This window comes from Parapedobacter defluvii, assembly GCF_014642075.1.
Taxonomy (GTDB): domain Bacteria; phylum Bacteroidota; class Bacteroidia; order Sphingobacteriales; family Sphingobacteriaceae; genus Parapedobacter; species Parapedobacter defluvii.
Window position 1 is genome coordinate 104,902 of record NZ_BMIK01000011.1, and the last position, 13,198, is coordinate 118,099.

Below are 13,198 nucleotides of genomic sequence, written 5' to 3' on the forward strand. Positions count from 1 at the left end.
GGTATCCCGGTGATTATGTTTGTTCGCAGGATAATTGGTATCTTGTTTGCCGAAGTGATGTTATGGAGAATTACGATACACTAAGCATCCCCCAAGCAACCCTTTTGCAACAGGAGTTGCGCAAGCGCACCGACACCACGGAGCGGGAGGTATCCCTGCGGCTCATCGGCGGTGCCGATATTTCATTGAATTTATACAGTACGACAATTTATGCCGGTATTATCCTGCTCTCGTTTCCGGCACTGCGGCCCGTTGGCTGGTCGTTGGTCCAGGCTGAAACACACTTTCCTTATGTGCCGGGATACCTGGCTTTTCGCGAAGTGCCTGCGTTAAAAGAGGCATGGGAACGATTGACGGTAAAGCCTGATGTATTGGTTGTGGATGGGCATGGTATTGCGCACCCGCGCCGGTTGGGCATTGCCGCGCATTTCGGTGTCGAGACCGGGCAACCGAGTATGGGATGCGCCAAAAAGTTGCTGACAGGTAAATATAATGAACCAGGCCCATGGGTGGGCGATCATAGCCCCATTATGACCGGGGCCGAGCAGATCGGCTACGCATTTCGCAGCAAAAATAAAACCGCACCGGTATTTGTGTCACCCGGGCATTTACTGGGTATGGAAAATAGCCTGCAAATCATCCGGCAATGCATTGGAAAATACCGGATTCCCGAACCCACACGCTTGGCACATGAACTCGTAAACCGCTTTCGGCGGGGAGAATTGCCGGAGGGCGTCGGGTAGTCTAAGGCAGCTTCACTTTATAAATCTGATACGGGTATTCCACCCGGTTTTCTCCGTTGTTCCACTGCGGGTCGCGCTGCAACTGGGCACAGGAGAAATACAGGTATCCATCTGATCCGATCCCAAATGAATCCGGCCAAAGCAGGCGCGAGTCCTGGACGAGGGTATGCAGTTTACCATCGGGCGAAAGATACTTGATGCTGTAATCCATGGACGAGGTCAGGTAAATGTTGCCTTTTTTATCGGCAATGAGGCCGTGGGTCACGGTGGTCTTGCCCATGTCTTCCACATGCGACGCCAGTTCGTCATCGGTAAGTGACGCATCCGCCAGGTACCGGGTTTCGATGCGATAGAGGTTCAGTTTATTGATCGGCTTGAAGTAAAAGTACCGGTTGTCTTTGGTCAGTGCAATGCCATTGACATTCGAACGGAACGGATTACCGTTTCCATCCCGCATTTCCTTGCCGTCATAGGTAAGGATAACATCCGGATCCGCCGTGGTAAAAGGTTGATCTTTAAGTACGGTCCGGGTTGTGCCGGATGTAAGGTTAAGCACAACAATCGCTGCGCGGCCCGGGTCGGAGAGGTAAGCCAAGCCCTTATCGGTGTCTACGCGCACATCATTGAGCCCCGAAGTGCTTTTGTCGAGATCGTCAAAGGTGTATACGCGTTCCACACGATTTGACGCGAGGTTAATTTTCAATAACTTGAAAGCACCCGCTGCAGAACTACCTTTCGGACCACCAAATATTGATCCCTTGGGGGCAGGTTTTGAGTCCAGTACCCAGAGGTTATCTTCGGTATCTACGTACAGGTCCTGCACGTTGACGAAACGGGTTGCTGTGTCGCCGTCGTGAGCATTCCAGCCTTCGTCCGGAAAGGGCAGGGGCTGGCCATTAACGATTTCAGTGAGGCCATACAGGTAGTCCGTTCCCTGCCGGGGAAAGGAAACAAACAGCCGATTGTCGGAGGACACACTGACACCGATCGCCCGGCGTTTACCCAGATCGGCAACTGGAATGAGTTTGTCACTATGGTATCGTTGTTGCCCGCGGCTATCTAAGCTTGCCGTTGTAACCAGTGCCATCAATATCAGCATGACCTTACTGTAATTCTTTCGGATTGCCATCGCCTGTTTTTTTAGGTACCCACGGGGCTGTCTGGATGAATAAGCTTCTCATCTTTCAGTGTCTTCCACAGCGCTGCGGGTATAGTAGTATGAAACGACTGTACATTTTCTTTCACCTGTTCCGGGCGGCTGGCTCCGGGGATCACCGCCGCCACGACCGGATGCTGGGCAGCAAACTGCAGGGCAACGGTAGATAGGCTCACCTTATATTGGTCGGCTATGGCCTTAATCCGATCGCGTTTTTCCACCCTATCCTTGGGGAGGCCGGGCCCGTAGTTCCACCGGTCCAGGCCGGCGGCAAACCCACCGTTCAATGGCCCGCCGATAACGGCCCTCACTTTTTTTGCAGCCATGGCGGGAAAAAGGTTGTTGAGGGCATCTTCGTGTTCGAACAGGGTATATTGGATGGCAACCAGCATGACATCCGGATCGGCCACTTCCAGTGCTTTCAGGATGGGCTGCGGCCGGTTTACGCCAAGTCCCCAGCCTTTGATAATTCCTTCTTCACGCATTTTTGTCAACGCAGGGAAGGCTCCCTTGGCCGCAACGTCAAATTGTTCCGTCCATTGGTCGCCCAGATCCCCGTTATCGGGTGACAGGTCGTGCACGAATACGATATCGATGGATGACAAGCCCAGGCGTTGCAGGCTGTCCTCGATGGAACGCTTCACGCCGTCGGCAGTGTAGTCGTAGCGGAATTTGAAATTGAGCCGGCCCTTCCACAGTCCGGCCGATCCGGGTTCGAACGCCGGATCCGCCTCGAATATCCGGCCGATTTTGGTAGACAGCAGGTATTCCGACCGGTCTTTCTCAAAAAGGAAATGACCGAACCGGCGTTCGCTCAGTCCGTATCCGTAGAACGGCGACGTGTCGTAGTACCGGACGCCGGCTTCCCATGCTGCCTGCAGCGTTTGATGGATCTGCTCGCTGGTATTGGTGTGCCAGCCGTTGCCGGGGCCGACACCGCCCAGCCCGTAGTTCTGCGGGAATGTTAAGTTCTTAGACAAGATATTCATGGGTTGGTGTTCTTTTGGTGTTGTTTGACGGGAATCACGGCTTGAAACAGCCGATGCCTGACCCGGGACAATCGCCGTACCGGCTGCAGCAATGACCGCTGCCTGTTGGATGAATGCCCTTCGTGTTGTCATCACTTGCTTGCTTTGTCCAGTTGTTCAAGGTCTTCGCTGTCCAATTTTAAGGAGGGTGCGGCGAAGATGGTTTCCAGTTGTTGCCGGCTGGTAGCACTGACAATGGGCGCACCGATGTACGGCTGAGCCAGCAGCCAGGCGAGCGATACAGTAGCAGGTGTCGATTGATGTTTGGCGGCTACGTTATCCAAGGCATCCAAAACCGCCAGTCCTTTGGGGTTGAGGTATTTTTTTACACCACCGCCACGTACACTTTTGCCGAGGTCGGCCTCACTGCGGTATTTTCCGGTGAGGAAGCCTGCCGCCAGCGCCCAGTAGGGGAATACCGTCAGGCAGTATTTCTCAGCCAGGGGAGCGTAGTCTGTTTCGTAGCCCGCTCGTTCCACCAGGTTGTAGTGGGGTTGCAGGGCCACATAGCGGGGGAGACCTTTCTTTTCCGCCAAATCGAAGGACTCTTCCAGCCGTGCCGGTGACACGTTGGAAGCAGCGATGTAACGTACTTTTCCAGCCTTGATGACTTCATCATACGCGGAAAGCGTTTCTTCCACGGGCGTCTTATTGTCGTCGTAATGTGTGTAATATAAATCAATGTAGTCGGTTTGCAACCGCTGTAACGATTCATCCACCGACCGGAGAATATGCGTTCTGCTGATATCAAAAGAGTGCTCCTTGGTCTCAGACCCTACTTTGGTGGCGATTACCACCCGGTCACGGTTGCCACGGCTTTTCAGCCAGTTGCCGATGATGGTTTCCGATTGACCTCCTGTACCATTCACCCACCACGCATAGGTGTCAGCCGTGTCAATAAAGTTGAATCCGCCTTCCAGAAATTCATCCAATAGGGTAAAAGACTGCTTTTCATCCAATGTCCAGCCAAATACATTCCCACCCAGGTTAATCGGTGCTACTTCCAGGTCTGATAAGCCTATTTTTATTTTTTCCATACAATTTTTCCCTTGTGTTAGTTAACAATGGCAAGTTAATAAGGTTTTGGGCATGTATGGGAAGGATAAATGCCATGCTTTTGTCAAAAGGATCTTATCGCTGAGATTGTATTGCTGATGTTTATTTTGGCGTAATGCTCCGGATTTTGATTTTTGGATGCCCCGGCGTGCCGGGCGGAACAAAGCCACAACGATATTCGTCGTTCAGCGCTTCGAAGATAACCGTGACGGTGATCCCATTTTTCTGGAATTGCTCGCTTAAATTCACGGGGTGGTAAAACGTATCACCCACTTGGAACAGCCAACCGCAACCGTCCAAAGCCGGCGAACCGGTATCAACGATGGTCCCCGTCAGCGTTTGTAAGTTGTCGTTCTTTTTACACCCGGGGATGAATGCGGTGAAGATGAGAAACGCGATAACAAATGGATGGTGTTTCATAATAAGGGTTTATCAATGCGTACTGTTACGTTAAAAACGTAGTTAATATCGCTAACGCTACAGGCTTGTCCACTGAATCCCTGAAAATAGCTATTGCCGGCAATACCCGCTTCGTGTATCTTTGGACGATGGAAATCAGGCACGTTTGCCGGTTGATCGGTCTAATTGGTGTGATGATTGCCCTGATTGCATGCGACCGGCGACATCACGGGGCCACGGCATCGTTTTACTATTGGAAAACCGCTTACGAACCCAACCGTATCGAAAAACATGCGCTGGCGCAAATCGGAGCAAAGCGATTGTTTGTCCGCATCATGGACATCGATACCCAGGGGCCGCAGGGCGAGGCCGTCCCGGTTTCGGCAATTACCTTCCGGGAACCGCTTCCCGATTCCCTCGCCCTCGTTCCGGTGGTATATATCATTAACAACGTGTTGAAAGACTTATCCGCCGGGCAGCAAGAGGAACTGGCCGGCCGGATCATCGATTTCGTGACCGCGAAGGTGAAGCAGGCGGGGAAAACGGGATTTGATGAACTCCAGATCGATTGCGACTGGACGGCATCCACAAGGGACGCATATTTCGGATTTCTGAAAGCGATTCGCGCTCGGATGGCGGATTCCGTGCGGCTCTCTGCTACCTTGCGCCTCCATCAGGTACGCAACCGGCGGAGCAGCGGTGTCCCACCGGTAGACCGCACACTGCTGATGTGCTACAATATGGGTAATCTGAGAAAACCCGGCGAACACAACTCCATCATCGATCTGCGGGAGATGGATACCTATCTGAAAGATTTCCTGTCTGAATACCCGCTGCCCATGGATATGGCGTTACCTTTGTTCAGTTGGTCGGTGGTGTTCCGTAAGGGCCAATATACAGGGATCAGCAAACGCCTCGATCCGCGTATGCTCTCGGATACCTCCGTTTTTGCCCGGGATGCGGAATCGTCGTTATACCGACTGAAGGTAGCGCTGCCCGCTGCCGGATTACAACAGGGCGACGTGGTGCGGAGGGAGCAGACCCGATGGGAAGATCTTTCTGCTGCCGCAGATTTTCTGGCCAGGTATAAGCGGAAGGAAAGGTTTACTTTATTGTTTTATCACTTGGATAACCAAGTATTTAAATCGTTTTCTGATGAACAGCTTCAAGAGATTGTGCATCGTTTTTAGCGTATTCCTATTGAGTTATTTCGGTGAGATAGCCATCAATGTCTCTTGTGGTCCGGAGCCGGATCCGTACGATTATTACGTGTCGTTTTTTCACAACAATGTGCCCGATGAAGGCTATGTGCCCTTCTCATTTACAAACATGCGTTTCCTTTATGATGAAGCCGAGCCCGAATCTGAAGTACGGATCAACAGCCGGGAATGGGCGGATTATCTGGGGAAAGGAGTGCGGGCAGTGGATGTGGGACAGCTGATGTATCATACCGATAGCGCAACCGATTCGGTTATCCTGCGTTACCTGACCGGCGGTGAGGTGGCGCTTCCCGACAGCCTGGCAGCCAATACGTACCTCAAAGGGCTGGCGGCAAACGAACCGGCCCGCATTTATTTCCTGTTTGCTAAGGAGCTGGAGCCTTATGCGACAGTGACTTACAACCATTATTGGGATCCGGATCCGAGGGATACCATGGATCTTGGCCGGATGGAAGCGCTTGCAGATAGCGCACTCCGACGGGCCGACGAACATCCACGGAACCGGTTCCTCCGTCTGCGGTATGCCTACCAGGCGGCTCGGATGTACCATTACTCCGGCTTGTTTGAGGATTGTGTCGAAACCTACGAGGAATACATCCAGCCCTCGCGTGAGAAGTCTGCCGTAAAAGGGTGGGCACTTGCGCTCAAGGCCGGCGCAACCCGCCGTCTTAATGAACCCGCTGAGGCTGCATACCTATTTTCAAAGGTGTTTACCGCCAGCCCCGAACGGCGGGTGCAGGCTTACAAGAACTTCCATTACATCGATGTCCCGTTTGAAGATGTACTCGCCCTCGCCCAATCCAACGAAGAACGGGCAGCCATTTGGGCCATCCGGGGATTCAATAATGGTGGTTTTGACCGGGAGACCCTATCATCTGTCTACGACCTAGCACCGAAAAGTCCGCTGGTGGGCGTGTTGCTTACCCGGGAAATCAATAAATTGGAAACCCAGCTTACCGAAGCCTCGCAATATTACCAGGAAGGGTGGTGGTCGGATTATTACCGGCCGGATTCCACCCAGGCAAAAGCCCGCAATCATGCGGCATGGATTGCCGATTTTTCGCGAAAGCTGGCATCTGAAAAGCAGTACACCGAGCCTGGATTGGGCATGGTAAGCGAAGCGTATGTACACTGGTTATTGGGCAACGCCGACCAAGCGGAGGCACTGCTGGCAGGGGTAAAAGTGGGGCGGCTTTCCGAGCGGCTGGCCGACCAGTACCGGATTGTTGAACTGTTGATCAACGTAAACCGGCTGAAGGCAACAGACAACGTAGACGAAAAGGCAATGTTACCTGCACTGCAGTGGCTGGACCAAAAACGGCAGGATGAAATCAATCAGGCAATCACACGCTATGGCAACGAACGGTATTCCTGGATGGCAGCCGCCGATCTCCGGTTCAACCGCACGGCGACCAACTTGTACCAATCCGTTCTGGCTCCGCATTACATGCAGCAAAAGGACACCGCGATGGCTGCTTTATTAATGTGGAAGGGAGCATCTCCGGGAGGAACCGAAATCGAACCCGCAGGCGAACTGTACGACCGCCTGGGATGGCCCACGCAGGCCTTTTGGCAGGAACAACTGCAGCCCGCTGCGCTTGAACGCTTAGCTACCTGGGGAAGAGAGGGGGTAAATAGGCCCTGGGCGCCACTTTTCGAGCAGCAATTGGGTGCATTGGAATCCGACCCATTCTGGGATTTACTCGGAACGGCTTACCTCCGCATGCACGATTATGCCGCTGCATCGAAAGCCTTTGCACACCTGTCGACTGATTTTGCACCCCCAGCACCCGTGAATTGGTACAGTGCGGAAGAAGATACGCTATGGCCCGATCCGTTTTTGGAAACACTTAGCGACTACCCGAAGCAATTTGGTAACGAAGCGCTATCAAAGGCGGAATTTGCAAACACCATGGCCGACTTGCAGCGACGGATTGCGGACGATCCGGACCACGCCGCTGCATATTATTTCCAGCTGGCCAATGGGGTCTATCAAACCGGCGCTTTTGGCAATTCCTGGCAACTGATCAGCTACAGCTGGACGAGTTCCGATAATTACCTGAAAGGTGCTTACTATTATTCCGGCGATTTCCACGAAGCCCGCCAGGCGGCGGTGTGGTATAGAAAAGCCCGGGAGTTGAGCGGTGACCGGGAGTTTCAGGCCAAATGCACGTTTATGCTGGCAAAGTGCGAGCAGAAATCGTATCTGTTTGACAATATCCGCGACTATTACGATACAACTTATGCGTCCGCACAGGGCCAGCCCGATCCATTCTGGGTGTTCAGTCAGCGCAATAGGTATTTCAAGGAATTGCGCGAGAACTATCTCGATACGGATTTCATCCGTGCTGCGGCCTCGGAGTGTACCTATCTTGCGGATTTTATTGCACCAAACTTTCCATAGGTAATGGCGTGTCTGAATAATTGGATTAGTTTTTTGGGAGTCTGGATGGTGGGCGTGATGGGATTGCCGGAAACAGTCTCGGCACAATCGCAATGGACCGGAACCTGGTCGATGTCGTATAAACCCTGGCCCCATATCCCAGCCATTGACATGACGCTGCGCATCGCCGAGCCAACGGCCGGAATGCTGTATCCTGCCAAGCTGGAGTTGACCCACGCCCACTTGTTCAAGGGCGAATACGAGTTGCTGTTCGTCAAGAAAAACGATGGACAACTGGGGATAGGCCGCAATAAATATCCATTGATCGAGGAACCGTTTGGGCTTGGGCCCTGGATGATGTACCTGAATGGGGTGCTGGAACATCAACAGGCTGGCGCCGATGGTGAAAAGCTGGTGCTGAAACGACTTTGGCTGGATAATTTCGGGATTTTCATGTGGGGGCTTTACGATAATGAGTTCTACACCAATACCAAAGTCTTTCTGCGCGATTTCCTTTACCGGACGGACGTCGTACTCCAGCGGACGGACAGCAAGCCATGGGTACATCCGCATACGCAGCGTATCGTAAATACAGACACCATCTATTACGGGGTGTACGATCCGATAAAGAGCGAACGGGACATTTTGAGCCTGGCTATCCAGGATGAGGAGCGGTACGACCGGGATACGGTCACCATTGTACACAACGGCAGGATGCTGGCGGATAGACTGCCCCTGGAACAGGCAATGTCTTTAGACAGCATCGTGTTGGACTCGGGTGAAAATTACCTGGCTTTCTTTGCAGACAACTATGGCGACCTGCCACCCAATACTGCTGATTTTTTGATCGGGACCGGAGGCGACAGCGGTCAGCTATACGGGTTTGATTTCAGTGATCGCAGCAATGCCTATTCAACGGTCATGGTGGCCCGTTTTCAGTATGAGCCAGCGCCTCCGGTAATGCCAGAACCATCTGAACCATCGGTGCCACTTCCCAGCCGCGATCCGGACGAACCAACGGATACCGCTGGCTATGCCGAGCCAACATCGCCCCGGGAAACACCCGTATATACCAAAGGCAGGCGCAATCAGCGCATCGGACAGCTGAAAGTCGGTACGGAGCAGGTAATACTGGAATTGAGCGACGAACAGGTGGAAGATGGTGATGTCATTTCTTTGGAGGTTAATGGTGCCGTTATCGCCGATGGAATGGAGGTAACCAGGCAGGGAAAGCGATTTGGTGTGACGTTGAAGCGTGGCCGCAACCGCATCGTCTTCCGGGCGGAAAACCTCGGACGGATTCCGCCGAATACAGCGGTACTACTGGTATATACGGATGGCGAACAGCGGAAATTCCACCTCAGCACGGATTTCGAACGTAACAATGTTCTTGATATCGTCTTTCATCCGTGAGTATTTATCTCCCGTCGGCATATCCGGCTGATGCAAACCGAATATTTTCATTGCAAAGCCCGATTGGATTAGCGACTTTTGCGGTAAACAAAATCATCCATTCATGAGGAAGGAAACGTTACTCGGGTTAGCAGCTTTGATGTTATTTTCCTGCGAAAAAACGGTGTATTCGCCCGATCCTGCGAAAGACACACATGAGCTGAAAACGATCACCTATACCCTGGAAGCGGGAGATAAAGTTGAGACATTCGTGCGTCCTCTGCATTCATTGAGTTATTCAAACCATACGAGCATCGCACAGAAGATTATCATAGACCCGTTGGCAGATGTGCTGGAGACATCGCAGTTTTTCAGCGATAATGCCAGGGCGTTCCAATTGGTTGACCCCGCGGAGACCCGCATAGCGGTGCCCGTTCAATTCAACGAGGGGGTGGCGATGCTCGGCGAGCCGAAATGGTCGTATGGTAACGAATTAATGCAACTGCCTCCCGTGGTTAACTTCCGTGACACACTCAATGTACCTGCGAACACCAGTGTTACGGTGACTATGAGTGTTTACCTGAATGAATATAACGTTTCCTATACCGCCACATTCGAAGGCAAACCATCGGGAACACTCACCGAAATAAAAGGGAAGTGGAAAGGGGTTACGATAGCTAATGTGGATAAACAAATTCAGTATCAGTAAGTTAAATAAGAGTCTGTCTGGGAAGTGGTGGAATGCTTCTGAGCGGAACGCAGACATACAGAAATGAATAATTGGAAAACCATCCGCATCGATCAGGTATACGATAACCCATGGATACAGGTAGAACACCGGGAAGTCACGACCCCTGCTAATAAACCCGGTATTTATGGAGTCGTGAAATTTAAAAACAAGGCCATCGGTATCCTTCCCTTGGATGACGAGGGATATATTTACCTGGTGGGACAATTCCGTTATCCACTCGGAGAATATTCGTGGGAAATTCCGGAAGGAGGAGGACCACTGGATGAGGATCCGCTGGAGACAGCCAAGCGCGAGCTCAGGGAGGAAACAGGCCTGGTAGCGGAAAGATGGGAGCGTATCGGACGTATCCACACATCAAATTCAGTTACGGATGAAGAAGGATTTATCTATTTGGCGACGGGACTGCAACCCGGCGAGGCCGAGCCGGAGGAAACCGAGGAGCTCCAATTGAAGCGGGTACCGCTGACTGAGGCGGCCGAAATGGTAATGCGCGGTGAAATCACTGATTCCATTTCCATGTGTGGCATTCTGATGGCGGCGCGGATTGTGGGCATATAATTGCTGTATTCTACTGCTCATGCAGGTTTCATAAAACGATAATTTATTGTGCGGGCTTACCCTTGCCAGCACCTAAGTTTACACCAAACTTACTATTTACTCGGTTTAAATTCGTATTTTATTCGGAGTTTATTCGGGTCTTATTCGGTAGTTAACCGAATAAACTAAAAGTAAAACAAGAAGAAAAAATAAATTTTCTAAAAGGTATAAGTGAGGTTGGTGTAGGGAAAAAGTATGGGAGGTTTAGGCAAAGCAAATAACATTGCGGTTTTTTTATTTAACGATTATCATTGCATAAAAAAGCAACTTTATCTAAGTTTGCTTCACATGAATAACATCGTTGTGTTTTGCGGTTCGAGCATAGGCGCCGATCGCATTTATGAGGAACAGGCTTACCTGTTGGGTAAAACGCTGGCCGAGTTGGGCATCGGGTTGGTATATGGCGGGGCGAAAGTGGGGCTTATGGGGGCTGTAGCCAACGGTGCGGTTCAGCACGGCGGAAGGGTAGTGGGCGTGCTGCCCTATTTTCTGCAAACCAAGGAGATCGCCCATGAAGGGCTCACGGAACTGTTCATTGTCGATACGATGCACGAACGGAAGACGAAAATGAATCAACTTTGCGATGGTGTCATCGCATTGCCGGGCGGTTTCGGCACCATGGAAGAGTTTTTCGAGATGCTTACCTGGGGGCAATTGGGGCTCCATCGTAAGCCTATGGGACTGCTCAACACCGAAGGTTTTTACGACGAACTGATCGCGCTCGCGCAGCACATGGTCGATAAGGGATTTCTGAAAGAAGTGAATCATCAGATGCTGTTGTGGAGCGCGGATATTCCGGATTTACTCCATAAGATGCAGAATTACCAAGCTCCTACGGTCGGCAAATGGATCAGTAAAGAAACCACTTGATGGCTGTCCTGCCTTATTTTTTCTACTTACAAGCCAAAAGAATACACCGCGCCATTGATGAATGGGGTATAAATCCCTGGCTTGTATACGTCGGTGCACCCGTATTGTTTGTCGGAGGTTCCATCGCGTTGTTTTCCCGTATGGTGTACGCCAGTTGGGTGTATGTAGGCGTTGCCGCCGTAGCCCTCCTTCAATTGTGCAATTCAACGCGCCTGCGTTTTCTTCGACAGGCATTCGACCGGCGGACGTACCGGCGTGTCCGTATGCTGGAGCATACGCTGCTAGTCACACCTTTCCTTGCGTTCCTCCTTTGCAGGGGTGAAATCTGGTTTGCATTGGGCTTGTTGGTGTTGGCAGCAGCCACAATACCGCTCCGCATCGGTACTGCCCGATCGGCTACACTGCCTACACCGTTTTCGGGTCGTCCTTTTGAGTTTGCTGTGGGCTTCAGAACCTCTGTCGGCCCGCTATTCATCGCCTATGGGCTGATGCTTATGGGGATGTATGTAGGCAACGGGTACCTCAGTATCGCTACGCTGTTGCTGGTTGTGTTAATATGTTTCAATTACTATGCGTGGAGCGAACCCCTGTTGTATGTTTGGATTTACCGTCTGCCACCCCGGTCCTTTCTTTTGCTGAAAGTACGTACAGCTTTTCGGTACCTGACGGTGATGCTACTCCCCATGGTGCTGGTTGTTACCTGTGTTTTTCCGGATTATTGGCCTGCTGTACTAGCCGTTGCGGCGATGGGGTATGGTTATCTTGTCCTGGCCGTGCTGAGTAAGTACGCCGCTTTTCCGCAGCGTGTAGGTATTCTGCAGGGTATCTTTATAACTTTGTCATTGGTATTTCCCCCTTTGTTGGTGATTTCCATACCTTATTTTTACCAACAGGCAAAAAATAATATAGCGCTGATTTTATGAATGTTGAAGTATTCCAATTAACGAAATCATTTGGTACGGATGAGGTGCTCAAGGGGATTGATCTGAACTTCCAAACGGGGCAGGTATATGGCTTGGTGGGGCAGAATGGGGCCGGGAAGACCACCCTTTTCAATTGCTTAGCAGGGCTGGAAACCCACGGTGGTAATGTGATTGCCGAAGGCGGGCGACTGAAAGACCGCCTTGGATTTTTGCAAACCGAACCTTATTTTCCATCAAGGCTTACCGGACGTGAATATCTGCGGTTATTCTGTAAGGCGCGTGGGGTGCCGGATGAGGGCTTGGATACGCAGAACGTATTTGACCTTCCGCTTGATCGGTACGCGCAACAATATTCTACCGGCATGAAGAAAAAGCTGGGCCTGCTGGCGGTCCTCTTGCAACGGAACGAATTTTTTATCCTGGATGAACCGTTTAATGGGGTGGATATCCATAGTGCGTTGTTGATTACCGAGATCATCCAACGATTGAAAAATGAGAAAAAGACCGTCCTGATTTCTTCACATATCTTTTCAACCCTTAAAGACACCTGCGACATTATCCACGTGTTGGACGGCGGTAACATAACGGAAATCATCGGTAAAGATGATTTTGAGCGGTTGGAGCGTGATATGGCTGCTTTTGCCATCGGGAATCGGCTTGATGCAATTCGTTTTTAGCTG

General features: G+C 51.4%; 13 protein-coding genes. 9 read left to right on the forward strand and 4 right to left on the reverse strand.

What is annotated here, in order from left to right; translation table 11 throughout:
* Window positions 1–62 precede the first annotated feature (62 nt).
* A complete protein-coding gene (nfi, locus tag IEX60_RS15630; protein ID WP_188752262.1) occupies window positions 63–743 on the forward strand; it encodes a deoxyribonuclease V in 681 nt (226 codons plus the stop codon).
* Between the two features lies 1 nt (window position 744).
* Here nfi and IEX60_RS15635 read toward each other — a convergent pair whose 3' ends face one another.
* The 4 genes from IEX60_RS15635 to IEX60_RS15650 all read right to left on the reverse strand — a co-directional run bounded on the left by IEX60_RS15635 (window position 745) and on the right by IEX60_RS15650 (window position 4,403).
* Window positions 745–1,872, reverse strand: coding sequence for an L-dopachrome tautomerase-related protein (locus tag IEX60_RS15635; protein ID WP_229717594.1), 1,128 nt, complete (start codon window positions 1,870–1,872; stop codon window positions 745–747).
* 11 nt (window positions 1,873–1,883) lie between these two features.
* Complete coding sequence (locus IEX60_RS15640; RefSeq protein WP_188752263.1) at window positions 1,884–3,020, reverse strand: aldo/keto reductase; 1,137 nt, start codon at window positions 3,018–3,020, stop codon at window positions 1,884–1,886.
* On the reverse strand, window positions 3,020–3,964 hold the full coding sequence (locus tag IEX60_RS15645; RefSeq protein ID WP_188752265.1) for an aldo/keto reductase: 945 nt from the start codon (window positions 3,962–3,964) through the stop codon (window positions 3,020–3,022). The genes IEX60_RS15640 and IEX60_RS15645 overlap by 1 nt, the downstream gene beginning before the upstream one ends.
* 121 nt (window positions 3,965–4,085) lie before the next feature.
* Complete coding sequence (locus IEX60_RS15650; RefSeq protein WP_188752268.1) at window positions 4,086–4,403, reverse strand: hypothetical protein; 318 nt, start codon at window positions 4,401–4,403, stop codon at window positions 4,086–4,088.
* A 65-nt stretch (window positions 4,404–4,468) separates the two neighbouring features.
* On the opposite strand from IEX60_RS15650, the gene IEX60_RS15655 reads away from it, so the two are divergent.
* The 8 genes from IEX60_RS15655 to IEX60_RS15690 all read left to right on the forward strand — a co-directional run bounded on the left by IEX60_RS15655 (window position 4,469) and on the right by IEX60_RS15690 (window position 13,195).
* The gene (locus tag IEX60_RS15655) at window positions 4,469–5,572 is read left to right on the forward strand and encodes a hypothetical protein (RefSeq protein ID WP_188752269.1); all 1,104 of its coding nucleotides are present in this window, start codon (window positions 4,469–4,471) and stop codon (window positions 5,570–5,572) included.
* Window positions 5,538–8,006 (forward strand): uL10 family ribosomal protein, encoded by a 2,469-nt coding sequence (locus tag IEX60_RS15660; RefSeq protein WP_188752271.1) that lies wholly within the window; start codon window positions 5,538–5,540, stop codon window positions 8,004–8,006. Before IEX60_RS15655 ends, IEX60_RS15660 begins: the two co-directional genes overlap by 35 nt.
* Before the next feature lie 3 nt (window positions 8,007–8,009).
* On the forward strand, window positions 8,010–9,398 hold the full coding sequence (locus IEX60_RS15665; RefSeq protein ID WP_188752274.1) for a hypothetical protein: 1,389 nt from the start codon (window positions 8,010–8,012) through the stop codon (window positions 9,396–9,398).
* A gap of 103 nt (window positions 9,399–9,501) precedes the next feature.
* Entirely contained in the window at window positions 9,502–10,086 is a 585-nt protein-coding gene (locus IEX60_RS15670) for a hypothetical protein (protein ID WP_188752275.1), read from the forward strand.
* 63 nt (window positions 10,087–10,149) lie between these two features.
* Entirely contained in the window at window positions 10,150–10,686 is a 537-nt protein-coding gene (locus tag IEX60_RS15675) for an NUDIX domain-containing protein (RefSeq protein WP_188752276.1), read from the forward strand.
* Between the two features lie 327 nt (window positions 10,687–11,013).
* Complete coding sequence (locus IEX60_RS15680; protein ID WP_188752277.1) at window positions 11,014–11,595, forward strand: LOG family protein; 582 nt, start codon at window positions 11,014–11,016, stop codon at window positions 11,593–11,595.
* Window positions 11,595–12,518, forward strand: a complete 924-nt coding sequence (locus IEX60_RS15685) for a hypothetical protein (RefSeq protein WP_188752278.1) — start codon at window positions 11,595–11,597, stop codon at window positions 12,516–12,518. Before IEX60_RS15680 ends, IEX60_RS15685 begins: the two co-directional genes overlap by 1 nt.
* Window positions 12,515–13,195 carry an ABC transporter ATP-binding protein gene (locus IEX60_RS15690; protein WP_188752279.1) on the forward strand — a complete coding sequence of 227 codons (681 nt, stop codon included), beginning with the start codon at window positions 12,515–12,517 and terminating at the stop codon, window positions 13,193–13,195. Before IEX60_RS15685 ends, IEX60_RS15690 begins: the two co-directional genes overlap by 4 nt.
* Window positions 13,196–13,198 lie beyond the last annotated feature (3 nt).